Genomic DNA, 24,761 nt, shown 5'->3' with positions numbered 1-24,761 from the left:
TGACGGAACGTCGGACGCGCACTTGTTGCGTGCCCGAAGAGGAGCGCTCCGCGCGGGGATGCGCGAATCGCCTGTCGCTTCTGGTCGCCCCGCCCGGAGAGCTCCGGACACAACAAAGAGCGCCTGGGGCCACAATCCCGCCAGGCGCACACAGAGTCTCTGGTAACCAAAACTGCAACCCGGTCAACGTACCACGGATTTCCCGGTGGTGGTCAAACTTGGGCGGAATCCACGGGCAAGTGGGCGATCATGGCCGTGAGCCCGGTCACGTCCAGCAGGTCGGTCGGACGGACCGTGACCCCGTCCCGCACGTAGTGGAACGCCGCGCCCACCCGCTCGACCGGGACGCCGGCCAGCTCGGCCCAGGCCAGCCGGTACACGGCCAACTGCACCGCCGCCACATCCGCAGCCGGTCCGGTGGGACGCGCGCCGGTCTTCCAGTCGACCACGTCGAACCGGTCGCCCGGGCGGGCGAAGACCGCGTCCATCCGCCCCCGGACCACCACACCCGCGATCACCGTGGCGAACGGCACCTCCACCTCGACCGGCACCCGGTTGGCCCACTCGCTGGCCAGGAAGCGCCCCTGAAGCTCGACCAGCGCCTCGTCCGGCGCGGCGTCCGCGTCCGCCGCGCCCGGCAGCTCGTCCAGGTCCAGCAACCGGTCGGCGCCGAAACGCTGCTCCAGCCAGGCGTGGAAGGCGGTGCCCCGGCGGGCGTACGGGTTGGGCTCGGTGGGCACCGGGCGGCGCAGCGTACGGGCCAGCGCCGCCGGGTCACGCCGCAACGCCACCAACTGGGTGACGCTCAGCTGCCCGGGCAGGACCACCTCGACCGCGCCGGAGAGCCGGGTCAGCTCGGCCCGCTCGGCCAGCAGCAGGTCCGCCTCACGCCGCCAGCGGTCCACCTCCGGATCGGGCTCCTCGACCGGCTCGGCGTTCGAGCCGGTCGACGGCACCGGCCCGACCGGCCCGGGTAGCGCCGAGGCCGGACCGTCGGTCATCAGCCGGCGGACCAGCCCGGCGGCCTCGGCCAGCGCCGGCCGGCGGCCACCCAGCGGGTCGGCCGGCCACTCCGCGCGGAGCACCACCTCGGCCGTCGGGTTCGTGGCGTCCGGGGTGGGCTCCGGCGCCCACGCGTCGACCAGGTGCCCGGGGCCGCCGTCCAGACAGGCGTCGTACACCTCGCGCAGGAAGACCGACGGACCTCGCGGTCGCTTCGTGCCCTCCCCCCACCAGTACCCGGAGCAGAGCAGCAGCCGGCGTGGCCGGGTGACCGCGACGTACGTCAGCCGGCGCTCCTCCCGCTCGTCGTGGGCCCGCCAGGCGTCGGTGAAGTCGGCCACCGCCCGGGCCACGGCACGCTGGTCGGCGGCCTCGTCGAGCGCCAGCTCGGGCAACCCGTCGGCGTCGCCGCGCAGCGGGAACGGCAGTACGCCCAGACCGCCCAGCCAGTGGTCGGAGTTGCGCACCGGCCCGGGCCACGAGCCGCGGCACAGACCGGCCACCGCCACCACGTCCCACTCCAGGCCCTTGGCGGCGTGCGCGGTGACCACCTGCACCGCGCCCTCCACGACCTCGACCTCGCCCGGAGCGAGACCGCGCTCCTCGTCCTCGGCCGCGGCCAGGTAGGACAGGAAGCCGGACAGCGTCGCGCCGGGCGTCTCCCCGCTGAAGCGGGCCGCCACGTCGGCCAGGGCGTCCAGGTGACCCCGCGCCAGGCCGGCGTCGCCCGCGCCGTCACGTCCGGCGCGCACGGCGACCTCCACGTCCAGGCCGATGGTCCGCTCGATGTCCGCGATCAGATCCGGCAGCGGCTGGTCCAACCGGTAGCGCAGCAGCGCCAGCTCCATGCCATACGCCCGCAGCCGTGCGAACCCCTCCGCCGAGTACGCCTGCGCCGGGCCGAGATCGGCCAAGGCCTCCACCAGGGTCGCCTCGTCCAGCAGGTCGGGGCTGATGTCCGCGGTGTCGTCGGCCGCCACCTGCCGGCGGGCGTTCGCGATGCCCCGCGCCCGCCGGTGCAACGCCACCAGATCACGCGGCCCGATCCGCCACCGGGCGCCGGTGAGCAACCGCAGCAGCGCGGCACCGTCCGTCGGGTCGGCCAGCACCCGCAAAGTGCACACGACGTCGCGGACCTCGGGGGTGTCGAGCAGGCCACCCAGCCCGACCACCTCCACCGGTAGGCCACGCTCGCGCAGCGCCGACTCGATCGCCGGGATCTGGCTGCGGACGCGGACCAGCACGGCCGTCGTCGGGCGCTGCGCCACCGGGATGTGCTCCGGTGCCGCGCCGGGCATCCGGGCCGCGCCGCGCCAGGCGGCGAGCACGCTGTCGGCGATCCACCCAGCCTCGTCGGCGTACGTGGGCAGCAGCGCGCAGTGCACCGTGCCACCGGCCGTCCCGCCGGGACTGCGGTGCGGAATCGGGTCCCGGACGGTCAGCGCGGACCGCAGCTCCGGCACCCGCGCGCCGGCCGCGCGCAGCGGCGTGGACAGCGCGTTCGCCACCCGCAGGATCTCCGGCCGGTTACGCCAACTCGTGGTCAGCCCGAGCGCCCGCGCGGGTTCGCCGTCGGTCCTGGCGAACTCGGTGGGGAACCGGTCCAGGGTACCGGCACTGGCCCCCCGCCAGCCGTAGATGGACTGGCACGGGTCACCCACGGCGGTCACCGGGTGCCCGCCACCGAACAGCGCGTTGAGCAGCACCACCTGGGCGTGGCTGGTGTCCTGGTACTCGTCGAGCAGCACCACCCGGAAGCGGTCCCGCTCGATCTCGCCGACCGCCGGGTGATCCCGGGCCACCCGGGCCGCACGGGCGAGCTGGTCGGCGAAGTCCATCGCCTCGAAGTCCAGCTTGCGTCGGGCGTACGCCCGCACCAGCGGCAGCAGACGCAGCCGGGTCTGTTGCAGGGTGAGCGCCTTGCGCACGTCGGCGTAGACCCGGCCGGGACGCGACTGCACCTCGGCGAAGAACCGGCCGGTCCAGGCTGCCAGCTCGTCCGGGGCGACCAGGTGCTCGTCCAACTCCCCGGCGAGCGCCAGCACCGCGTCGGTGATGGTGCTCGGCATCCGGTCCACCTCGGACATGTCGCCGTCGTAGTTGCGCACCAGCAGGTCGACCAACTGCCAGCGGGACGCCTCGGTCAGCAGCCGGGTGGAGGGCTCGTAGCCGGCGCGCAGACCGTGCTCGGTGACGATCCGTCCGGCGTACGAGTGGTAGGTGGAGACGGTGGGCTCACCGGCGAGCGGGTCGTCGAGCGGATCGCGGCCCTGTCGGCCGAGGCGGCGGATCAGCTGGTCGAGCCGGGCGCGGACCCGGTGTGCCAGCTCACCGGCCGCCTTGCGGGTGAAGGTGAGGCCGAGGATCTGCTCCGGCCGCACGTACGAGTTGGCCACCAGCCAGACCACCCGGGCGGCCATCGTCTCGGTCTTGCCGGACCCGGCGCCCGCGACCACCAGCAGCGGTTCCACCGGGGCGGCGATGATCGCGGCCTGTTCCCGGGTGGGTGCCGGCAACCGCAGCAGCTTGGCCAGCTCCACCGGCGTGTACCGGGGGCCGGAGTCCGCGAGCCGGGGCGTCGGCGCGGGACCCGCACCGAACAGGGTGGGCTGGGTCACGGATTCTCCGAAGGACGGACGGTCGGCGGCTCGACCACCTGGCGTCCCTGCCCGGAGACCGGACAGCTGGTCCGCACCGGGCAGACCCGGCACTTCGAGTTGGCCACCGCGGCGAACGTGGCGGCTGCCATCGTATCGGCGGTCCGCCGAACCAGCGCCGTCGCCCAGCCGGCCGCCGGGCCCTCGCCCGCCGCGGGCTGGTTCTGCTCCCGGGCGTCCTTCGCGGTGGTGCCGAGCTGCACCAGCGCCGCACCACCGGACTCGTCCCCGAACTCGGCGAACGCCCCCGCCTCCACCGCCGCCTGGTACGCGCCGAGCTGCGGGTGTTCGGCCAGCTCGGTGCCGGTGACCGCAGTCGACTTGCCGGTCTTGAGGTCGATCACCACCAGTCGGCCGGCCTCGTCGACCTCCAGCCGGTCGACCCGTCCGGCCAGGTCGATCGGACGCTGCGGATCGTCCAGCCGGACCGCGAACTCGTGCTCGATGGCGAGCAGCCGGCGCGGGTTGGTGGCCAGCCAGCGCAGCAGCTTGTCGACCATCGCCTCGGCGCGCTCCCGCTCGGGGCCGGCCATCCACCGGGCGGCCAGCTCGATCGCGTCGAACCGGGCGGCCACGTAGTCGAGCAGAGCCCCCCGGTCGGCGCTGGCATCCTCGGCGAGCATCGCAGCCGCGTGCACCAGGTTGCCCACGCCCTGCGCGGTACTGGTCGGGCCGCTGCCTCCGTGCCGTTCCAGTAGCCAGCGCAGGCTGCACCGCAACGCGCTCTCCATCGCCGACGGTGTGACCCGCACCGGCTCCCCGTCGTCCACCAGTGGCCGGTCGTCGGAGAGCGCGCGCAGCCCCCACCAGTCGTCGGGATGCGCGCCGGGCACGCCGGCGGCGGCGAGCCGCGCCAGCTCGGCGGCCGCGGCGCGCCGCCGGACCGCCGGCGCGGCCGGGTCGATGATGGCGGTACGCAGCTCGGCCACCAGCGCCGGCAGGGTGAGCGCCCGTGGTGGCCGGGTGACCGGCAGTGCGCCGGGCTGCTCCGACCCGTCGTCGTCTTCCGTCACAGCATCGCTGCCGTCGGCCATCGGCGGCGTCACCCGAGCAACCCCGCCGTCGTCGATCGCGCCGTTGCCGACCGCGCTGGTGGCGGTGGCGTGGTCGGCTGCCGCGCCGTTGCCGACCGCGCTGGTGGCGACCCCGCTGGTGGCGGTGGCGTGGTTGGCTGCCGCGCCGTTGCCGGGCGCGTCGTCGCGGGCTGCGCTGTTGGCAGAGGAGGCGTCGCTGGCCGCGTCGGCGGGCCCGCCACCGGGAGGGCCGGTACGCGGGCCGGGCGTGGCCGGCGGGCCAGGCGGGTTCGGTAGGCCAGGCGGGCCAGGCGGGCCAGGCGGGCCAGGCGGGCCAGGCGGGCTCGGCGGCGCGATGGGGCCCAGCTCGTGCAGGAAGCGGCTGGGTTGCTCCTCGTGGTCGTCGCCACCGACCGCCGCCGACGCCACCGCGCTGACCAGCAGGCGGTGCCGGGCTCGGCTGATGGCGACGTGGAACAGCCGGCGCTCCTCGTCGAGCAGCGCCGAGGTCTGGCCCACCACGTTGGCCGCGCGGGCGCCCCCGACGGACCGGCCGGCCAGCACGTCGACCAACCGTTCCGAGCCGAGCAGGCTGCCGCGCAGGCGTAGGTCCGGCCAGATGCCCTCCTGCACCCCGGCGATCGCGACCAGGTCCCATTCCAGGCCCTTCGCGGCGTGCGCGGTGAGCAGTCGTACCGCCGCGCCCCGGTCGGCGGTCGACGCGATGGTGTCCGCCGGCAGGTCCTGGGCGAGCACGTGGTCGAGGAAGACTTCGGTGCGGGCGCCGGGCAGCCGGTCGGTGAAGCGGGCCGCCGCGTCGAAGAGCACCAACACGGCGTCCAGGTCCCGGTCGGCCGCCTCGGCCCGCCGACGCCGGGCCAGGTCGCCCTCGCCGGCCGCCGGCCGCCCCTGGGCTATCGCGCCGGCCCAACGCTCGGCCAGCCCGCTGGTGTCCCAGACCTCCCAGAGGACGGTCTCGGCGGTGGCGCCGGGTTGGGTGGCGGCGTCCCTGGCGGTGGCGAGCAGCCCGGCCACCGCCTGCGCCGGCTCCGCCCACCGTCGGTCGATGCCAGCCAGCTCCGTCGGGTCGCGCAACGCCTCGACGATCAGCTCCCCGGACGGGCGGCGGTCACCCCCGGCCAGCGCCAGGGCGCGCAAGCCCTGCCGCAGCCGCCGTTCGGCCAGCGGGTCCGCCCCGCCCAGTGGCGAGTGCAGCAGCGCGACCGCGGCCTCCTCGTCCAGCCGGTCCGGTTCGAGGGCGCACCGCAGCAGGAGCAGCAGTGGCGCGACCGCGGGTTGCAGGTGCAGCGGCAGGTCCTCGCCGTGTACCACGGTCGGGACGCCGGCGGCGTGCAGCGCACGTTGCAGGGTGGGCAGCTGGAGGGTGGTGGATCGCACCAGCACCGCCATCCGCGACCACGGCACACCGTCGAGCAGGTGGGCCGAGCGCAGCATGTGGGCCAGCCAGGCGGCCTCGCTGGTCGCCGACCGGAACGTGTGCACCTCGACCGCGCCGGCCGGCGCGTCCGGCAGCGGGCGCAGCCCGCGGTGCGCCATCGGACCGCGCAGCCGGCGGCCCAGCCGGGCCATCGCGGCGAGCAGGACCGGACCGGACCGGTACGACGTGGTCAACAGCACCTGCGCGGCCGGCGCTCCGGAGGCCGTCCGGAAACGGTGCCGGAAGGTGGACACTCCGGCCGGGTCGGCGCCCCGGAAGGCGTACGTGGAGGAGTCGGGGTCGGCGAACGCGACGAGCGGCTTGCCCCCGCCGGCGATGACGGAGAGCAGTTCGAGTTGGGCGGGATCGGTGTCGGCCAGCTCGTCGACGTACACGTGGGCGAGGCGGCGGCGCTCGGCGGCCAGCAGCTCCTCGTCGTCGCGGAGCAGGCCGGTGGCGGCCCGGACCAGCTCGGCGGGGTCGTACGCGATCGAGCCGCGGTTACTGACGTCACGCAGCGCGAGCACCGCGACGTACTCCCGCAGGAAGCGGGCGGCGGCCGGCCAGTCGGCACGGCCGAGCTTCTCGCCCAGCCGGGCCAGCTCCACCGGGCCCACACCGCGTTCGGCGGCGCGCATGAGCAGGTCACGCAACTGACCGGCGAACGCCCGGGTCCGCAGGGCCGGGCGCAGGTCGGTGGGCCAGCCGACCGGGTCGTCCTCGGGCTCCTCGCCCACCACGTCGAGCAGCTCGCGGATGATCAGATCCTGCTCGGGGCCGGTGAGCAGGCGGGGTGACGGCTCGCCGCGCTCGGCGGCGGCGCGGCGCAGCAGCCCGAAGGCGTACGCCGGGAAGGTGCGCACCAGCGGCTCCCGCAGCACCCGGTAACCGTCCTGCGCGATCCGGGCCTCGATGCGCTGGCGCAGCGCGGTGGCGCCCCGACGGCCGAAGGTCAGCACCAGGATTCGTTCGGGGTCGACCCCCTCGGCGACCCGGGCGGCGACCGCCTCGACGAGGGTGCTGGTCTTGCCGGTGCCGGGACCGCCGACGACCAGCATCGGCCCGTCGGTGTGCCCGACGATCTCGGCCTGGACGGGATCGACGCGCGAGCGCAGGCTCCCCGACCCGGTCGCCTCGGCCACGACACCGTCGGCACCCGGCGCGGCGGCACCGCTCGCGTCACCGTCCTCCCGCGTCGGCCCCTCGGGCCGCCGCACCAACCGGTACGCCTGCATCACCAAATCCCATCACCCCCCTACGACACCCGACCCCACCTCACCTCGTCGCGTCGGACGTGAAGGTGGCGGCACGACACGCCGACGGCCCTGCCGCCACCTTCAACCGAGTCAGGGTAGGTGGGACTCCAGCGCCTTCAGCGCCTCGGGGACCGTGGCGACCACGGTCAGCAGGTCGAGGCCGGCGGGTTTGAGGAAGTGCTGGTCGGTGATGGTGTGCAGCCAGTCCAGCAGGGGCCGGTAGAAGCCGTCGGCGTCGATCAGCACCATCGGTTTGGTGTGCAGGGCGAGGGTGGCGGTGGTCCAGACCTCGAACAGCTCGTCCAGCGTGCCCAGGCCACCCGGCAGGGCCAGGAACGCGTCCGACCTATCGATCATGAGGGTCTTGCGGCTGGCCATCGAGTCCGTCACCAGCAGCTCGTCCGAGGCCAGGTCGGCGACCTCCAGGTCGACGAGCGCCTGCGGGATGACGCCCACGGTGCGCCCACCGGCGGCCCGGGCGCCGTCGGCCACCGCGCCCATCATGCCGACGCAGCCACCGCCGCTGACCAGTGTGTGGCCGCGCCGGGCCAGCTCCGCGCCGGTCTCGGTGGCGAGGTCGAGCCAGCGTTGGTCGAGGGTGCGCGACGAGGCGCAGAAGACGCAGACGGCCGCCATCAGTCCTCCCGGGGCCGGTCGGCGGTCTGCTCGGCGGCGGCCTGCTGGTCCGCGCCGGTACGCGCGACGGCCTCGTCGCGGACCGCGTCCTGCTCGGCCGAGAGCGCCGCCTCGGCCTCGACGATGTGGCGGACGGCCGCGTTGACGTCGTCGGTGAGGCAGATCAGGTCCAGGTCCACCGGGCCGATCTTGCCGCTGGCGGCCATCGTGTCGCGCAGCCAGTCGAGCAGCCCCTGCCAGTACGCCACCCCCATCAGCACGACCGGGAACCGGGTGACCTTGCCGGTCTGCACCAGCGTCAGCGCCTCGAACAGCTCGTCCATCGTGCCGAATCCGCCGGGCAGCACCACGAACGCCTGGGCGTACTTGACGAACATGGTCTTGCGGGCGAAGAAGTAGCGGAAGTCGATGGCCAGGTCGACCCAGTCGTTGATGCCCTGCTCGAACGGCAGCTCGATGCCGAGCCCGACGGAGAGCCCGCCGGCCTCGGTGGCACCCCGGTTGGCGGCCTCCATCACGCCCGGTCCACCGCCGGTGATCACCGCGTAACCGGCGCGGGCCAGCGCGCCGCCCAACTCCTCGGCCAGCCGGCACTCGGCGGTGTCCGGACCGCTGCGCGCCGAGCCGAAGACGCTCACGGCCGGCGGCAGGTCGGCGAGGGTGTCGAAACCCTCGACGAACTCGGAGAGGATACGCAGCGCGCGCCACGCGTCCCGGGTCTTCCAGTCGCCGCGCCCGCGCGAGTCCAGCAGCCGCTGATCGGCGGTGCTGCTCGGGATCGCGCCCCGGCGCAGCGTGACGGCGCCCCGATGCCGCTCCTGTCCGGGAGCGCGGCCGGCCTCCCGCCCGTTGTTCTGGCTCATGCAGCAACCGTAGTGGAGCCGCACACCCTCGGGGTCCGGGGCCGGGAGCCGGAGAAATAGTTCGCGATCAAGGGCAACTATTTGGCTGCCCCGCACGTCTTACTAGTCACATACCGGGTATGCCCCGGCGCGCGCCTTCGGGGGAGGAGACAGCGTGATCAGCAACAACGAGATGATCCGGATCCGTCGACAGATGCAGCGACGAATCCGAGACGTGGTGGCCGAGCGCCGCCGCACCCGCGCCCTCGATCCCGCCTTCTCGCCCGCCGCCGCCACTTCCGGAACCAATCAAGAGGTTCGCGCCGCCGACAACGGGCCAGGCTGACGCGAACCTCTTGATCACCGGCAACAAGGGACGGGTCAGGCCGGTGCGAGCCAGCGGTGCAGGGTCGCCGCCCCGTCGCGGATCTTGCTGATCTCGACGTGCTCGTCCCGATGGTGGGCCAGGTTGGGGTCGCCCGGGCCGAAGTTCAGCGCGGGGATGCCCATCGCCGCGAACCGGGCCACGTCCGTCCAGCCCAGCTTGCCGATCGGGGCGGCACCGACCGCCGCCAGGAACTCCTTCGCCGGGGCGGCGGCGAGCCCGGGCGGGGCGCCCGCGATCGCGTCGGTGATGCGCACCTCGAAACCGGCGAACACCTCACGCAGGTGCGCCTCCGCCTCGGCCGGGGTCCGGTCGGGGGCGAACCGGTAGTTGACCTCGACCTCGCACAGGTCCGGGATGACGTTGCCGGCCACCCCACCGTTGATCCGTACCGCGTTCATGCCCTCGCGGTAGTCGCACCCCTCGATGGTGACCCGGCGTGCCTCGTACGTCTGGAGGCGGCGCAGCACCTCCCCGGCGCCGTGGATGGCGTTCACCCCGTGCCAGGAGCGCGCCGCGTGGGCCCGCTCACCCGTCGTCGTCACGATGGACCGCATGGTGCCCTGGCAGCCCGCCTCGACGATGCCGTACGTCGGCTCCAGCAGCACCGCGAAGTCCGCCTCCAGCCACTCCGGGAACGCCTGGGCGACCAGGTTGAGCCCGTTGTACCGCGACTCGATCTCCTCGGCCTCGTAGAAGAAGTACGTCACGTCGTAGCGCGGGTCGGGCAGCGTCACGGCCAGGTGCAGCGCGTACGCGACGCCGGACTTCATGTCGGAGGTACCGCAGCCGTACATCAGGTCGCCGCGCATGGTCGACGGGAAGTTGTTGTTCAGCGGCACCGTGTCGAGGTGACCGGCCAGCACGACGCGCTGCGACCGGCCCAGGTCGGTACGGGCCATCACGGTGTTGCCGTGCCGGTGCGTGGACAGGTGCGGTACGCCCCGCAGCACCTCCTCAACGCAGTCGGCGATCGCCTTCTCGTTGAGGGACACGGACTCTATGTCGACCAGCACGCGGGTCAGCTGTACCGGATCGGCGAGGACCTCGGGGGTCAGCGGGTTCTCCATGGTTCGCACGGTACCTTCAGGTCTGTCAGCGCGAGGAGCGAGCCGAGGCCGGCGTGGCCGCGACCGAGAGGTGCAACAGTGACGTCCGCAGATTCCGCCTGGGGTATCGGCCTGGCCACCGTCACCGCCGAGGGCCAGGTGCTCGACACCTGGTACCCGACCGGCAAGCTGGGCCTGGGTGAACTGCCGTTGGTCGCCGGTGAGGACAAGTCGGACGTGCTGGACCTGCCGCCCGGCGCGCTGGGCGACCGGCCGCTGCCCGGTCTGCGTACCGTGCAGGTGGTCACCGTGATCGGCTCGCTGGACGAGGAGATCAAGGACGCCTCCGACGCGTACCTCCGGCTGCACCTGCTCTCCCACCGCCTGGTGCGGCCCAACCAGCTCAACCTCGACGGCATCTTCGGGAAGCTGGCGAACGTGGCTTGGACGTCCGCCGGGCCGTGCCCGCCGGAGCGGGTGGACGAGCTGCGGGTGATCGAGCGGGCGGCGGGTCGCCACCTGTCGGTGTACGGGGTGGACAAGTTCCCCCGGATGACCGACTACGTGGTGCCCTCCGGCGTGCGGATCGCCGACGCCGACCGGGTCCGCCTCGGCGCGCACCTGGCCGCCGGCACCACCGTGATGCACGAGGGCTTCGTCAACTTCAACGCCGGCACCGCGGGCACCTCGATGGTCGAGGGGCGGATCGTGCAGGGCGTGCTGGTCGGCGATGGCTCCGACATCGGCGGCGGCGCCTCGATCATGGGCACCCTCTCCGGCGGCGGCACCGAGAAGGTCAGCATCGGTGAGCGGAGCCTGGTCGGCGCGAACGCCGGCGTGGGCATCTCCCTCGGCGACGACTGTGTGGTCGAGGCCGGCTGCTATATCACCGCCGCCTCCAAGGTCACGCTGCCGGACGGTCGGGTGGTCAAGGCCCGGGAACTGTCCGGCGTCGACGGCCTGCTGTTCTGGCGCAACTCGGTGACGGGCGCGCTGGAGGCCCGCCCACGCACCGGCCGTGGCATCGAACTGAACGCCGCCCTGCACGCCAACGACTGACGTCCCCGCCGGGTCCGCGGCGCTCGGCCGCGGACCCGCCGGGGGTACGCCTCAGCGCAACCGGTACGCCTGGATGATCCGTTCGGTCACCGTGTTGCCGGCGGCGTCACGGGCGGTGGCCCGCAGGGACGCATAGCCGGGCCGGCCGGGTGCCGGCCGGTGGCCGTCCACCCGTGCCCGCCGTGCCGGACGCGGGCGGGTTGCCAGGCGCGACCGCCGTCGTACGAGAATATGACGGACCGACCAACCTGCTCACCAGCCAACCGGCATCATCGACGGGGTGACCTCGATGAAGGACCGGATGTTGGCGGGCGAGCCCTACCTCGCCGACGACCCCGAACTCATCGTCGACCTGGACCGGGCCGCCCGGTTGATGGAACGCTTCAACACCAGCCCCGCGGCCGACCCGGCGGCCCGCCTCGCGGCCCTCCGCGACCTGCTCGGAGACCTGGGCGACGACACCTGGATACGTCCGCCGTTCCACTGCGACTACGGCTGGAACATCCGGATCGGGCCGCGCAGCTTCGTCAACTACCACGCGGTGTTCCTCGACGTCGCCCCGATCACCCTCGGGGCGGACGTCCAGGTGGGACCGAACGTGCAACTGCTCACCCCGACCCACCCGGTGCAGCCCGGCCCGCGCCGCGACAAGTGGGAGGCCGCCAAGCCGATCACCATCGGCGACAACGCCTGGCTCGGCGGCGGCGCGATCGTCCTGGCCGGAGTGACGATCGGCGCGAACACCGTGGTCGGCGCGGGCGCGGTGGTCACCCGGGACCTACCCGCGAACGTCGTCGCCGTCGGCAACCCGGCCCGACCGGTCCGCGACCTCGACGAGTCCTGAGCAGGGGATGACGACGGCGTGGATCACCGGGCCGGCGCGGTCACGCCTCCGGCGCCTCCGGCAGGCGGACCACCAGGTCGGCGTGCTCGGCGGTCGGGGTGATCAGAGCAGCGTTGGCCTCGTCGCTGCCCAGGGCCCAGGCGCGGGCCTCCTCCGGCGACCGCCCGTACGCCTCGTGCCGGGCGGTCAACCGGCGCTGGCGCAGCTCGGCGTCCAGGTCGAGGAACCATGCCTCGTGCAGCAACGCCCGGACCTCCTGCCACGGAAAGTCCGGCACCAGCAGATAGTTGCCCTCGGTCACCACGAGGCGGACCGACGGCTGCACCTCGATCGCCCCGGCCACCGGCTCCTCCAGGTCCCGGCGGAACTCCGGCGCGTACACCGAGGTCGGCTCCAGCCGGCGCAACCGTCGCAGCAGCGAGACGTACCCGTTGGCGTCGAAGGTGTCGATCGCACCCTTGCGGTCGGCGCGGCCCAGCCGGACCAACTGGGCCTGAGCCAGGTGGAAGCCGTCCATGGGCACCAGCCGCGCGCTCGCCCCCACCTCGGCGACGATCCGCTCGGCCAGGGTGGACTTCCCGGCACCGGGCGCCCCGGTGATGCCGAGCAGTTGCCGCGGGCCGGCGTCGGCCAGTGACCGCGCCCGCGCCACCAGTTCGTCGACGGCCAACACCCGGGCCGACGGCATCAGCCGAGCACCGGATCGCTGATCGTGAACCGTGCCTGCACCGCCGCCTGCACGGGCTGTGGCTGCGGGTCCCCGAACCAGCCCACCACCCGTTCGCCCGAGCGCTTGGTCTGCGGCCGGACCCACAGGTCGCCGGTCTCCCGCCGGGCCACCGCCGGCTCGGAGCCGTCCAGCAGCACCCGCACGACAGCCGCCCCCTCGGCCAACTGGGTGAGCGTCGCCTCCCGATCCCGACCGCGGGCCGTCACGGTGACCGCGAACCGGGCCAGCTCGGGCGGCACCTCCCGGGTCACCTCGCCGCGCACCTGCACCACCGGGCCGTCCGTCGCCATGCCTGCCAGCCTAGTCAGCCAGCGGCAGCAGCGCCGGGTAGGAGACGACCTCCGGACCGACCCGGCAGCCCGTCAGATGGCCGCCGGCATCACCCAGCTCGCGCAGCCAGGCCACCTCGACGGCGTGGTCGCCGCCGGCCGGGAACTCCCGGTCCGCCGGGGCGAACCGGCGGCCCCGCAACGCCGACCGGGCCGCGCCGGCCTGCGCGTACCGGGTGGTCAACCCCGTCGCGTCGCCGGCCCGCAGCGCGTCCGCCAGCTCGTCCAGGAGTACGCGTACCTCGGCCAACTCGTCCAACACCCGCTCGCGGTTGCCGAGCAGCATGTTGGCCGTCCGCTCGGCCGGTGTGCCGGCGACCCGGGTGCCGTCGGAGAAGCTGCCCGCTGCCAGCGCCAACACCGCGTCGCGCAGCGGCGACCGTTGCGTCGCCCCGGCGAGCGCGCCGGCCAGCAGGTGCGGGACGTGCGACGCGAGCGCGGCCACCGAGTCGTGCGCCGGCGGGGACATCGGCACCACCCGGGCGCCGAACAGCTCCACCAGGAGCCCGGTCAACCAGCGGAAGGCCAGCGTCGCCGCCCCCGGCGACGGGCACAGCACCCAGGCGGAGCCGGCGAGCAGCGACGGGGAGGCCGCCGGCAGGCCGGCGGACTCCGCGCCCGCCATCGGATGCCCGGGTACGAAGCGGTCGGTGAGCCCGAGCCGGTCGGCGGCCTCGGCCACCTCGGCCTTGGTGCTGCCCACGTCGGTCAGCACACAGCCCGGCGCGGTCAGCTCGGCGACCTGTGCCAGCGTCCGGGCGAGGGTGGGCAGCGGGCCGCAGAGGAAGACCAGGTCCCGACCGGTGACGGCCTCCTCGACGGTGTCGGGGGCCGACACACCTCGTGATCGCGTGCGCTCCCGGGTGATCGGATCGGGATCCCAGCCGGTCACGTCGAGGCCCGCGTCGCGCAGCCGCAACAGCACCGAACCGCCGATCAGACCGGTGCCGACCACCGCCACCCGCACCCGGGTGTACGGCCCGCCCGCCTCCGGGCGGGGGTCGCCCGCCTCCGGGCGTGCCCGGCCTGGGTTGCCGGGCGACGTGACGGCCCGGGCATCCGGCGTCGGGACGGGCGTGCCGTCGGTCATCGCCGGGCGTCCCGGATCAGGCCCGCAGCCGGCCGGCGACCGCGGCGACGTGCTCGTCGGACTCGGTCAACGCCACCCGGACGTACCGCTGGGCGGAGGGACCGTAGAAGACGCCGGCCGCGACCAGGATGCCGCGCCGGGCCAGCCAGTCGACCGTCTCCCAGCAGTCCTCGTCGCGGGTGAGCCAGAGGTAGAGGCCCGCCTCCGAGTGCTCGATCGTGAAACCGGCCTCGGTGAACGCCGCGCTCAGCACCGCACGCCGGGCACGGTAGCGCTCCCGCTGCTCGGCGGCGTGCCGCTCGTCCCGCAGGGCCGCCACCATCGCGGCCTGCACCGGCGCGGGCACGATCATGCCGGCGTGCTTGCGGACCTTCAGCAGTTCGGCGACGAGGGCCGGATCGCCGGCCACGAACCCGGCCCGGTAACCGGCGAGGTTGGACCGCTTGGAGAGCGAGTGCACGGCGAGCACCCCGGTGTAGTCGCCACCGCAGACCTGCGGGGACAGCACCGACACCGGCTCGGCCGACCAGCCGAGCGGCAGGTAGCACTCGTCGCTGGCGACCACCGCGCCACGCTCCCGGGCCCAGTCGACGACCTTGCGCAGGTGCGCTGCGGGCAGCACCCGCCCGGTCGGGTTACCCGGCGAGTTGACCCAGACCAGCCGGACGCGCGAGGTCGGCCCGACCGCGGTGAGCGAGTCGGCGCGTACCACTGTTGCGCCGGCCAGCCGGGCACCGTCCTCGTACGTCGGGTACGCGACCGACGGCACGACCACCACGTCGCCGGGCCCGATACCGAGCAGGGTGGGCAGCCAGGCGACCAGCTCCTTGGAGCCGATGGTCGGCAGCACGCCCAGACCGTCGACACCTGCGCCACAGGCCCGGGCGACCCACGCGGCGACAGCGTCGCGCAGCGCCGGGGTGCCGGCGGTCAGCGGATAGCCCGGAGCGTTGGACGCGTCCGCCAACGCCTGCCGGATCACCGCCGGGACCGGGTCGACCGGTGTGCCCATGGAGAGGTTGATCAGGCCCTCCGGATGCGCCGCGGCCAGGGTGGCCGCAGCGTCCAGAGTGTCCCAGGTGAACTCGGGCAGCCGTGCCGAGACCGGCGCGGGCCGGTTCAGTGGCCTTCGCCGCGCGGCGGCTGCGCGGCGACGAAGGTGGCGTCCTTCTCCACCTTGCCGATCTTCGAGGCACCCCCGGGCGAGCCCAGGTCCTCGAAGAACTCGTAGTTGGCGCCGGTGTAGTCCTTCCACTGCTCCGGGACGTCGTCCTCGTAGAAGATCGCCTCCACCGGGCAGACGGGCTCACAGGCACCACAGTCGACGCACTCGTCGGGGTGGATGTAGAGCATCCGGTTACCCTCGTAAATGCAGTCGACCGGGCATTCCTCGATGCATGCCTTGTCGAGCACATCCACGCACGGCTCGGCGATGATGTAGGTCACCGGTCTTCTCCTCCGCAAGACGCGCCGCGATCTCCCGCGACGGTAAGAGCCTAGTATCTCGCCGGGGAGGGGGTCGATCGTGCTCCGACAGCAGGATGTGGGACATCGGATCGTGGTCCGCCGGATTGTGGGGATTCGCGAAGGCCGCCCACTGTTCTCCGACGCTCTCGGCGAACTGGTGGAGTTGAGCGAGACCCATCTCACCCTCGCCACGGCGCAGGGCCCGCTGCGCGTCCCGGTGGCGCAGGTGCACCGGGCCAAGCGGGTGCCGCCGACCCGCAGGCCGACCGCCGCCGCCGTGGTGGCGCTCGAGCGGGCCGCCGACGAGGCGTGGCCGGCCCCGACACGCGGCCGGCTCGGCGACTGGCTGCTGCGCTCGGCCGAGGGTTGGACCGGCCGGGCCAACTCGGCGCTGCCGATCGGCGACCCGGACCGACCGCTGCCGGCGGCGGTGGACGCGGTCGAGCGCTGGTACGCCGAACGGGGTCAACCCGCGATAATCAACACACCGCTGCCACTCGCCGCGCCGGTCGGCGCTGAGCTGGACGACCGCAGCTGGGGCACCCGCCCGCCGACACTCGTCCAGACCGCGCCGCTCCCCCTGCCACCCGCCCCCACCGTCGCGGCCACGTCGGGCGCTGGCGTGGGCGCGCCAGGCGGTCGGCCGGCAGTTGGGGGCGGTGGAGAAGCCCCTGAGGTCGGCGGGGCGGCCGCTGCGGTCGTCGAGGTGGTGACCGCGCCGAGCGCGGAGTGGCTCGCGGTCGCCGCCGGTCGCAAGGGCGGCCTACCGGACGCCGCCCGGCACGTGCTCACCGCCGTGGGCCAGGTCCGCTTCGCCCACGTGTACGTCGACGGCACGCTGGTGGCGATCGGCCGCGGCACGGTGACCGGCGAGGGCCGTTGGTTGGGCCTGAGCCTGATCGAGGTGCTGCCGACCGTCCGCCGGCAGGGACTGGCGCGCCGAGTGATCGGTGCGCTGGCCGCGTGGGGTGTGTCGGTCGGTGCCACGCACGCGTTTCTGCAGGTGGAGCAGCACAACACGGCGGCCGTCGCGCTCTACCGGACGCTCGGCTTCGTCACCCACCACACCTACCTGACCCGGGTCGCCCCAGGCTGACCCCCGCACCGCCCCCGCTCGTCGATCTTGCAGTTTGGGTGGCGGCATAAGTGGGCATTCCGCTCATGCCGACAACCGGAAGTGCAAGATCGACGCGAGGTTCTGGCTGGCGCGCGACGTCAGCGGCGGACTACCCGGCGGGGCTTGGCGGCCTTGACCTCGGCGTAGCGCTTGAGCTGCCGAGAGCGGTAGTCGCGGCCGAACGCGGTGAGCACCAGGTATCCGATCAGCACCCCCGCGCCGGTGGCGAGCAGGTAGAGCCAGATCTGGGCGAAGAACGTACCCGCACCGCCGCCGAACGGGTTGCGGCCGACCAGCAGCGGCCCGACCAGCACGGTCAATGCCATGGCGGCCCCCACCACGAGGACCATGTCGGCCGCCCAGTCGGCCAACGGTCGCCGGCTGCCCCAGCGGAATGCCACCACAGCCAGGGTCAACCCGATCACCACGAACATCGCCAGTGACACCCGGTCTGCGGCAGCGTCGTCGCTGTCGAAGCCGAATCGGGTGATCAGCCGGGCGACCACGTTGACCGCGAACAACGCTCCCGCGAGCACTCCGACATCACGCCACCGTCTGTCCATCGCACGACCTCCTGCCGTCCGCCCCTCCTCGCGGGGCCGCTTCCCTGGCAGGAATATCTACCACCCGTACCTGTGTGGCGTCACCAGCTGCCGAGCGTGGGCGGCGGGGCGAGGATCTGCCGGAAACCCATCACGGCGAACGTCATCGCGCCGGCCACGATCATCGCCAGGCCGACCCAGTTGTCGCCGGCCAGCAGCAGGTCGCCCTCGGTGGTGCGGATGGCGGCCACCGCCATCAGGGCGAACCACGGCACCGCCGGCAGCGCCACCGCCCAGCGACGGCCCACGACCTCGTGCGCGAACCAGCTCAGCGCGATGTTGGCACCGACGGCGAGTAGCACCGAGAACCCGATGAGCTGCCCGCCGACCCGGAGGGTGGCGAGCAGCAGCTCCAACACCCCCGTCACGACGCCGGCCACCACCACGACGATCGCGCCGGCCGCCCGCAGGCCCAGGTCCAGCAGTCGCGGCGGTGGCCCCGCCGGGGGCGGGGCGTCCTGGTCGGTCAGGAGCGACATCGGCACGGCGGGGAGCGTCACCGGAGACCGGCCGCGACCGGGGAGCGGTCCGCGTCGGCCTCCTGAGGCAGCCCGGCGAAGAGGTCGTCCTCCCAGCCGTACGGGCCGACACCCGGACCCTTCGCGCCCACGGCCAGGGTGAAGAACTCCACCCCCATGAACTCGCCGCCGAAGTTGCCGGCGATGGAGTAGAGCCACGAGGTGGCCGGGATCTGGGTGGCGTGCGCCCGCATCGCCGCCTCCTTTGCCGCGTGCTGGTCGGTACCGTCGATCCGGGCGGCGATCTGCTCGTCCGGGGTGCCGAAGGGCAGCTCGGCCAGGTCCTGGATACCGGCGAACGGGTTGTCCGAAGATTCGGCGAAGTGCGCCATGCCGGCCTCCAGCACGCTGAGCGGCATGGCCGTCCAGTAGACCTTGGCCGGGGCGCAGCCCTCGGCCGCTGCCAACTCGACGGCACGCATCGCCACCCGGTGCGCCTGGATGTGGTCGGGGTGGCCGTAGAAGCCGTTCGGGTCGTACGTGATCAGCACCTGCGGACGTACCTCTCGCATGATCTCCACCAGGTGCCCGGCGGCCCCGTCGAGGTCGGCCTGCCAGAAGGCCCGGGGGTGCTCGTTCGTCGCGAGGCCCATCATCCCCGAGTCCCGGTAGCGACCGGCGCCGCCGAGGAAGCGGTGGTCGGCAACGCCGAGCGCCGCGCAGGCGGCGGCCAGCTCCGCGATCCGGTACCCGCCGAGCTGGTCGGCCTCGGCGGCGGCGAGGTGCGCGAGCGCCGGTACGTGGATCTCGCCCTCCTCGCCGAGCGTGCAGGTCACCAGCGTGACGTGTGCGCCGGCGGCGGCGTAGTGGGCCATGGTCGAGCCGGTGCCGATCGACTCGTCGTCGGGGTGCGCGTGGACCAGCAGCAGGCGGCGGTCGGGCAGCGTCGTCACGACGGTCACTCTAACCGGCGGTTCTCCTCCGGGACCGTTCGACGCGTCCGCCCAGGTCGGCCACATCACGCCCGGCGCGGCTCTACGATTTGGCCTGTGGACTTTCCGGAGCTGGCCGCCCGTACCCGCCGGTTCAGCCACGGCGCGCCACGGGCTGTCTCCGTGGCCGCGGACGGCTCCCGGGTGATCTTCCTGCGCTCCGCCGGCCCGGAGGATCCGGCGGACGCGCTCTGGCTGCTGAACGTGGCGACCGGCGAGGAACACCTGGTGGCCGATCCGGCGACCCTGCTGGGCGCCGACGGGGACCTCCGGGCGCTCTCCCCCGGTGAGCGGGCGCTGCGGGAACGGCTCCGGCTCAGCACCGCCGGCATCGGCTCGTACGCGCTGGACGCCGCCGGCCGGGTGGCCGTGTTCGCGCTGGCCGGCCGGCTGTTCCGGGCCGACCTGGTGCACGGCGACGTGGTGGAGGTGGCCGCCGTCGGTCCGGTGCTGGACCCTCGGCCCGATCCGACCGGCGAGCGCCTGGCCTACGTGACCGACGCGGCCGAGGGCGTACGCCGGGGTGAGCTGCGGGTGATCGACGCCGACGGCACCGACACCCTGCTGGCCGGCGAGGACGCGGGCGTGAGCTGGGGGTTGGCCGAGCACATCGCGGCGGAGGAGTTCGGGCGGTACCGGGGTTACTGGTGGGCGCCGGACGGACGCATGGTGCTCGCCGCCCGGGTGGACGAGTCCCGGCTGGACCGGTGGCACCTGCACGACCCGGCCGAGCCGGGCCACCCGCCGACGGCCGTCGCGTACCCCCGGGCCGGCGGCCCGAACGCCGAGGTCAGCCTGCACCTTCTCGACCTCGACGACGGCTGGGTCGACGTGCACTGGGACCGCGAGACCTACCCGTACCTGACCGGGGTGAACTGGGCGGAGGGCAGCCCGCTGATCACCGTGCTGCGCCGCTCGCAGCAGCACGGGCTGGTGCTCGCGGTGGACCCGCGCACCGGTGAGACCCAGGTCCACGCCGAGCTGGCCGATCCGCGCTGGGTGGAGCCGATCGCCGGCACCCCCGCGCACCTGCCCGACGGCCGGGTGCTGGTCGGCGGCGAGCTGGCCCACGACGGGTACGACGCGCGCTGCCTGTTCGCCGACGGCACGCTGCTCACCCCACCCTCGCTGTACGTGCGGCGGGTGGTGGGTCGGCTGCCGGCCGTCAGCGGTCCCGCCGACCTGCTGGTGGAGGCGAGTGACGGGGAGCCCAGCGAGCGGCACCTGTTCCGGGTCCGTACGACGATCGGCGGTGGGGTGGACGCCCGGCGGCTCACCACCGACTCGGGCTGGCATACGGCGGCCGTCGGCGGGGACGTGCTGGTGGTCGGCACGGCATCGCTGGACCACGCCGGGGTGCGGTGGACGGTGTCGCGCGGCGGCCAGGAGCTTGCCGAGCTGCGGTCGCTGGCCGCCGAGCCGCCGTACTCGCCGCTGCCGCTGCTGGAACGGGTGACCGACCGGCGGCTGCCCGCGGCGGTGCTCTACCCGGACAACCACGTGACGGGCCGGCGGCTGCCGGTGCTGCTGGACATCTACGGGGGCCCGGGCCACCAGGAGGTGGTGGCGGCGCGGGCCGCGTGGTTGGAGCGGCAGTGGTGGGCCGATGCCGGGTTCGCGGTGGTCACGATCGATAACCGGGGTACGCCGGGAGTAGCCCCCTCGTTCGAGAAGGCGATCCACCGGCGACTGGCCGATGTCATCCTGACCGACCAGATCGACGCGTTGACCGCCCTCGCCGGCAAGCATCCCGACCTGGACCTGGGTCGGGTGGCCGTACGCGGCTGGTCGTTCGGCGGGTGGCTGGCCGGGTTGGCGGTGCTGCGCCACCCGGAGCTGTTCAAGTGCGGCATCGCGGGCGCCCCGGTGACCGACTGGACGATGTACGACACCGCGTACACCGAGCGGTATCTCGGCCTGCCGGAGGACGGCATGGACGTGTACGCGCACCACTCCCTCATCGAGCTGGCGGCCGAGCGGGTCACCGGCCCGGACCAGGCCCGCCCGCTGCTGCTGGTACACGGGTTGGCCGACGACAACGTGGTGGCCGCGCACACGTTGCGGCTGTCGGCGGCGCTGTTGTCGTCCGGCCGGCCGCACGCCGTGCTGCCGCTGACCGGCACCACGCACATGGCCGCGAACGGCACCGCCGAGCGGCTTCTCCCACTGGAACTGGAGTTCCTGCGTACGCACCTGCAGTGAGCGGTCGGCATGCCACTCGTTCCAGGTCACGTAACCGGCCGGTGGGTCGTCGACAGGTTCGGAGCCGTCGAGTTCGCCTGGCATCGGGATGTCCAGGCGAGGGTGGTCTTGCCGGTGGCTGGTGGCCCGTCGACGGCAACCCGCACCGGGTGTGCGACATCGATGGACCCCACCGCTGCGGCGAGATGGCCGAGCAACTCCGCACGGCGCGACCCCGGCCATACCTCACTCACCGCAACTCGCAATCTCGGATCTGCCGCCGCAGCCTCACGTCAGTCGTCCTCGATGCGCCCGGTGGTGGGATCGACCATGGCCAGGAAGTCGCGGATGTTCTTCCTGTGCTCGTCGAGCGACAGGCCCCGAGTCGGACCGACACCGAATCCGTAGCCGGGCCTCGGCCCGCTGAGCCACGTGTAGTCGGTGCCGTCGCACTCGTTCGGACGGAGGGCGAACGTCTCTCCGTCGACGTCAACCGTGACCGACGTCGCGTCGTCCGTGGGTACGGGGCGCAGACCGGGTACGGCGTTCCGATCGACATCGCCGTCATCGGGGTAGATGGGCTTCACATGGCCATCATCGCGCGGCAAGGACCACCTGCCGGCGGAACGGCAAGGGCCCCTCCCGACGACACTGTCGAACGAGGGCCCCAGCCTGCCGGCACTACGGCTTCACGTACGCGTTGACGAACGACGGGTAGCCGAAGACGCTGGAGACGAAGATCCCGCCGGCCTTGGAGCCATGCGCGTGCCGCGAAGAACTCGTCACGAAAGGCGACATCGGTTACGGTCTCTGCAACAAACGCATGTGACAACGCGGGGGCCACCCTGATCGTTGAACCGGCGCCTGCCCGAGCCGGCCGTCACATCACGGGAGGACAACGTGTCGGACTATCCGAAGATGATCGTCCCGGTCGACCACATTGAGCCGGTGCCTCGCCGGATCCGAGCCTTCCTCGGCGGCGAGCAGGTACTGGAAACCACGCGGGCGTTGTACGTGTGGGAATGGCCGTTCTTCCCGCAGTACTACATCCCCGTCGATGACCTGAATCGCAACCTGTTGATCGAGGGCCAGCGCACCGAGGTGTCCCGGCGCGGGACCGCGCGGCTGCACGGGCTGCAGGTTGGCGAGACGATCCGTCCTTCGTGCGGGCGGTTGTACGGAGACGACGCGCTGGCCGGGTTGGCGAACACGATCCGGTTCGACTGGGCAGCCATGGATGCTTGGTTCGAGGAGGACGAAGAGGTCTTCGTGCACCCCCGCAACCCGTTTGCGCGGGTGGACGCGCTGCGTTCCACCCGCAGCGTCAGGGTGGAACTGGAAGGGGTCGTCCTGGCCGAGTCGACATCGCCCGTGCTGGTCTTCGAAACCGGTCTACCGCCCCGCTACTACCTCAACCGGACCGACGTGAACTTCAGGCACCTCGTGGCGTCGGCGACGAGGACCGCCTGCCCGTACAAGGGCCAGACCAGCGACTACTGGTCCGTCCGTCTCGATGACCAAACCCACCCGGACCTGGCCTGGTCATACGACTTCCCGACCGCCGCACTCCTGCCGATCGCCGGCCTGATCGCCTTCTACAACGAGAAAGTCGATCTCGTCGTCGACGGCGAGCGACTGAGCCGGCCGACAACGCCCTTTCACTGAACCAACCGCACGCCCTGGCACCGCAAGGGTCCCCGCCCGACGGCGTTGTTGGGCGGGGACCCTTGCCTTTCCGCAGTGTGACTTACGGCTTGACGTACGCGTTGACGAACGACGGATAGCCGAAGACGCTGGAGACGAAGACCCCGCCGGCCTTGGAGCCGTGCACGTGGTAGGCCACGTCGACGTAGAGCGGCACCACCGGCGCGTACTCCTTCATGATCCGCTCGTCCAGCTTGGCCCACTCCGGGCCCTGGTCGGCCGGGGCGAGCGCCAGAATGCGGTCCATCTCGGCGTTGATCGTCGGATCGTTGAAGTAGGCCTGGTTGCTGTTGCCCTCGGCCTTGATGGTGCGACCGTCGTAGAGCACCGGCAGGATCGCCGCGCCGCTCGGCCAGTCCGCCGCCCAGTTACCGATGTACAGGTCCCAGGGGTTGTCCTTCTTCTTGATCTCGTCGAGCTTCGCGTCGTCGGAGATGCTCCGCAGCGTGATCTTGAATCCGGCGCGCTCCAGGTTGGCCTTGAGCTGGGCGCCCTGCTGCTGCTCGGTCGAGTTGTCGGCGACACCGAGGACCAGCTCCGGCGTCTGCCCGCCGAGCAGTTCCTTGGCCTTGGCGACGTCACCGTTGGGGCCCGCCGGGTACGCCTCGTACGCCTTGTAGCCGATCGTGGCCGGCGGCATCAGCGTGGTCAGGGGTGCGGCGACGTTCTGGCCGCCGAGCGCCTTGACCATGCCCTCCCGGTCGATGGCGTAGTTGAGCGCCTGGCGAACCTTGAGGTCCTTGACCCGCTGGTTGTTGATGACGAGCTGGTTGGCGCTCGGCGTCGGCGACAGGATGCTGCGCGACTTCAGCGCGGCGTCTCCGGCGACCTTGGCGACCAGCGAGGCGGGTACGGCGTTGAAGGCGAGCGCGCTCTGGTCGGCGCCGTTGTCGGCGATCACCCGGTTGTTGGCGGCGTCCGCGGTCGGGCCGAAGGACCAGACGAACTGGTCCGGGTACTGGTGCCGGACCGGGTCGGTGTTCGGGTCCCAGTTGGGGTTGCGGTCGAGCGTGATCTGCACGCCGACCTGGTTCTTGGCGACCTTGTAGGGGCCGGACGAGAACGGCTGCTTGTCCAGGTTGATGCCGGTGTCCTTGTCCGGCGGCAGCGGCGCGGTGGTCGGCAGCGAGACCGCGAACGGCAGGTCACAGCGGGGCTTGGCGAACTCGAACCGCAGCGTCTTCGCGTCCGGTGTGGTCAGGCCGGGCGGCAGGGACGTCTTGTTCTTCTTGAAGTCCCACTTGGTGTCGAACTGGGCGGTGTCGGCCAGCCACTCCTGGAGGTAGGTCGGGCCGCCGGAGAGGTCGGGGTCGAAGGAGCGGGCGATGCCGTACGCGATCTCCTTGGAGGTGATCGCCCGACCGTCCTCGAACTTCACCCCGTCCTTGATCGTGAATTCCCAGACCTTGCAGTCGTTGTTGACGTTCTTGCCCGGCGTCTCGGCGAGGTCACCGACGAGGACCAGGCCACCCTTGCCGTCGTCCTTCCAGGTGGTCAGGTAGCGCGCGAAGAGCGGGTTGGTCATGAGCCCGGCGAACGAGTACGTCCGCTGCGGGTCGAGGTGGGAGATCGGCGACTCCCGGATGATGGTGAAGGTGCCGCCCTTCGCGGCGCCGCTCACCTCGGCCGCCGGCCCCTGCGAGTCCTTGGGGTCGGTCGCGATGACCCCGGTCTGCTGCCGGTTGTTGTCCACCGTGCTGCCCTCGCCCGTGTTCTTCGAGCACGCACCCAATGCCACAACCAGAGCGATCGCGCCGCCTGCGGCAACCGCCACGCGTGGTCGCATGAAGTACCTCCTTCACCCAGGTGCCGTGCGGTTTCGTCGGGGCGGGAACCGCCGACGTTTCGAGGATCATAAGGAAAAAAACCTACGATTTTTGTAACAGTTGTCGATAAATTCCGCCACCGGC

21 protein-coding genes and 1 pseudogene are annotated in these 24,761 nt (G+C 72.8%); 6 read left to right on the top strand and 16 right to left on the bottom strand.

From position 1 onward, the window contains the following. Window positions 1-212: 212 nt before the first annotated feature. From ACLQ24_RS05970 to ACLQ24_RS05955, 4 genes are all read right to left on the bottom strand, one after another. Window positions 213-3,620, bottom strand: a complete 3,408-nt coding sequence (locus ACLQ24_RS05970) for an ATP-dependent helicase (RefSeq protein WP_425889444.1) — start codon at window positions 3,618-3,620, stop codon at window positions 213-215. Next, entirely contained in the window at window positions 3,617-7,345 is a 3,729-nt protein-coding gene (locus tag ACLQ24_RS05965; protein ID WP_425889442.1) for an ATP-dependent helicase, read from the bottom strand. Before ACLQ24_RS05965 ends, ACLQ24_RS05970 begins: the two co-directional genes overlap by 4 nt. 111 nt (window positions 7,346-7,456) lie before the next feature. Next, window positions 7,457-8,002 carry a TIGR00730 family Rossman fold protein gene (locus ACLQ24_RS05960; protein WP_425889441.1) on the bottom strand — a complete coding sequence of 182 codons (546 nt, stop codon included), beginning with the start codon at window positions 8,000-8,002 and terminating at the stop codon, window positions 7,457-7,459. Next, window positions 8,002-8,865 (bottom strand): TIGR00730 family Rossman fold protein, encoded by an 864-nt coding sequence (locus tag ACLQ24_RS05955; RefSeq protein ID WP_425889439.1) that lies wholly within the window; start codon window positions 8,863-8,865, stop codon window positions 8,002-8,004. Before ACLQ24_RS05955 ends, ACLQ24_RS05960 begins: the two co-directional genes overlap by 1 nt. A 154-nt stretch (window positions 8,866-9,019) precedes the next feature. On the opposite strand from ACLQ24_RS05955, the gene ACLQ24_RS05950 reads away from it, so the two are divergent. Then, window positions 9,020-9,190: a hypothetical protein gene (locus ACLQ24_RS05950; protein ID WP_425889438.1), complete on the top strand. Its 171-nt coding sequence runs from the start codon at window positions 9,020-9,022 to the stop codon at window positions 9,188-9,190. Window positions 9,191-9,225: 35 nt separating this feature from the next. On the opposite strand, the gene dapE is transcribed toward ACLQ24_RS05950, so the two are convergent. Beyond that, window positions 9,226-10,299 (bottom strand): succinyl-diaminopimelate desuccinylase, encoded by a 1,074-nt coding sequence (gene dapE, locus ACLQ24_RS05945; protein WP_425889436.1) that lies wholly within the window; start codon window positions 10,297-10,299, stop codon window positions 9,226-9,228. A gap of 78 nt (window positions 10,300-10,377) precedes the next feature. Here dapE and dapD point away from each other — a divergent pair, with 78 nt between their 5' ends. After that, window positions 10,378-11,337 carry a 2,3,4,5-tetrahydropyridine-2,6-dicarboxylate N-succinyltransferase gene (dapD, locus tag ACLQ24_RS05940; RefSeq protein WP_425889434.1) on the top strand — a complete coding sequence of 320 codons (960 nt, stop codon included), beginning with the start codon at window positions 10,378-10,380 and terminating at the stop codon, window positions 11,335-11,337. 301 nt (window positions 11,338-11,638) lie between these two features. Continuing rightward, window positions 11,639-12,181 carry a sugar O-acetyltransferase gene (locus ACLQ24_RS05935; RefSeq protein ID WP_425889463.1) on the top strand — a complete coding sequence of 181 codons (543 nt, stop codon included), beginning with the start codon at window positions 11,639-11,641 and terminating at the stop codon, window positions 12,179-12,181. A 40-nt stretch (window positions 12,182-12,221) separates the two neighbouring features. Here ACLQ24_RS05935 and ACLQ24_RS05930 read toward each other — a convergent pair whose 3' ends face one another. Genes ACLQ24_RS05930 through fdxA form a run of 5 tightly spaced genes read right to left on the bottom strand, consistent with a single transcriptional unit; the run spans window position 12,222 to window position 15,776 of the window. Further along, the gene (locus ACLQ24_RS05930; RefSeq protein ID WP_425889433.1) at window positions 12,222-12,869 is read right to left on the bottom strand and encodes a nucleoside/nucleotide kinase family protein; all 648 of its coding nucleotides are present in this window, start codon (window positions 12,867-12,869) and stop codon (window positions 12,222-12,224) included. Next, window positions 12,869-13,201, bottom strand: coding sequence for an SIMPL domain-containing protein (locus ACLQ24_RS05925; RefSeq protein WP_425889431.1), 333 nt, complete (start codon window positions 13,199-13,201; stop codon window positions 12,869-12,871). The genes ACLQ24_RS05930 and ACLQ24_RS05925 overlap by 1 nt, the downstream gene beginning before the upstream one ends. A 10-nt stretch (window positions 13,202-13,211) precedes the next feature. After that, complete coding sequence (locus tag ACLQ24_RS05920; RefSeq protein ID WP_425889429.1) at window positions 13,212-14,330, bottom strand: prephenate dehydrogenase; 1,119 nt, start codon at window positions 14,328-14,330, stop codon at window positions 13,212-13,214. A gap of 16 nt (window positions 14,331-14,346) precedes the next feature. After that, on the bottom strand, window positions 14,347-15,453 hold the full coding sequence (gene dapC / locus ACLQ24_RS05915) for a succinyldiaminopimelate transaminase (RefSeq protein WP_425889461.1): 1,107 nt from the start codon (window positions 15,451-15,453) through the stop codon (window positions 14,347-14,349). After that, entirely contained in the window at window positions 15,450-15,776 is a 327-nt protein-coding gene (fdxA, locus tag ACLQ24_RS05910) for a ferredoxin (protein WP_007464872.1), read from the bottom strand. The genes dapC and fdxA overlap by 4 nt, the downstream gene beginning before the upstream one ends. Window positions 15,777-15,855: 79 nt before the next feature. Between fdxA and ACLQ24_RS05905 the strand changes: the two genes are divergently transcribed. Further along, window positions 15,856-16,893 carry a GNAT family N-acetyltransferase gene (locus ACLQ24_RS05905; protein WP_425889428.1) on the top strand — a complete coding sequence of 346 codons (1,038 nt, stop codon included), beginning with the start codon at window positions 15,856-15,858 and terminating at the stop codon, window positions 16,891-16,893. 119 nt (window positions 16,894-17,012) lie between these two features. Here ACLQ24_RS05905 and ACLQ24_RS05900 read toward each other — a convergent pair whose 3' ends face one another. From ACLQ24_RS05900 to mshB, 3 genes are all read right to left on the bottom strand, one after another. Beyond that, window positions 17,013-17,477, bottom strand: coding sequence for a hypothetical protein (locus ACLQ24_RS05900; RefSeq protein WP_425889426.1), 465 nt, complete (start codon window positions 17,475-17,477; stop codon window positions 17,013-17,015). Window positions 17,478-17,557: 80 nt separating this feature from the next. Then, a complete protein-coding gene (locus tag ACLQ24_RS05895) occupies window positions 17,558-17,995 on the bottom strand; it encodes a hypothetical protein (RefSeq protein ID WP_425889459.1) in 438 nt (145 codons plus the stop codon). Window positions 17,996-18,012: 17 nt separating this feature from the next. Beyond that, a complete protein-coding gene (gene mshB, locus ACLQ24_RS05890; RefSeq protein ID WP_425889424.1) occupies window positions 18,013-18,936 on the bottom strand; it encodes an N-acetyl-1-D-myo-inositol-2-amino-2-deoxy-alpha-D-glucopyranoside deacetylase in 924 nt (307 codons plus the stop codon). Window positions 18,937-19,023: 87 nt separating this feature from the next. On the opposite strand from mshB, the gene ACLQ24_RS05885 reads away from it, so the two are divergent. Further along, the gene (locus ACLQ24_RS05885) at window positions 19,024-21,168 is read left to right on the top strand and encodes a prolyl oligopeptidase family serine peptidase (RefSeq protein WP_425889423.1); all 2,145 of its coding nucleotides are present in this window, start codon (window positions 19,024-19,026) and stop codon (window positions 21,166-21,168) included. 95 nt (window positions 21,169-21,263) lie between these two features. Here the strand turns inward: ACLQ24_RS05885 and ACLQ24_RS05880 are convergent. Continuing rightward, a pseudogene (locus ACLQ24_RS05880) lies at window positions 21,264-21,401 on the bottom strand (uridylate kinase); the annotation flags it as partial. Between the two features lie 39 nt (window positions 21,402-21,440). Then, complete coding sequence (locus ACLQ24_RS05875; protein WP_425889422.1) at window positions 21,441-21,734, bottom strand: hypothetical protein; 294 nt, start codon at window positions 21,732-21,734, stop codon at window positions 21,441-21,443. 313 nt (window positions 21,735-22,047) lie between these two features. On the opposite strand from ACLQ24_RS05875, the gene ACLQ24_RS05870 reads away from it, so the two are divergent. Beyond that, window positions 22,048-22,812 carry a DUF427 domain-containing protein gene (locus tag ACLQ24_RS05870; RefSeq protein WP_425889420.1) on the top strand — a complete coding sequence of 255 codons (765 nt, stop codon included), beginning with the start codon at window positions 22,048-22,050 and terminating at the stop codon, window positions 22,810-22,812. An 82-nt stretch (window positions 22,813-22,894) separates the two neighbouring features. Here ACLQ24_RS05870 and ACLQ24_RS05865 read toward each other — a convergent pair whose 3' ends face one another. Then, window positions 22,895-24,637: an ABC transporter substrate-binding protein gene (locus ACLQ24_RS05865; protein ID WP_425889418.1), complete on the bottom strand. Its 1,743-nt coding sequence runs from the start codon at window positions 24,635-24,637 to the stop codon at window positions 22,895-22,897. Window positions 24,638-24,761: the final 124 nt, after the last annotated feature.

The organism is Micromonospora sp. DT4 (assembly GCF_049841675.1).
Taxonomy (GTDB): Bacteria; Actinomycetota; Actinomycetes; order Mycobacteriales; family Micromonosporaceae; genus Micromonospora.
This window is presented reverse-complemented; position numbering and strand designations above follow the sequence as displayed.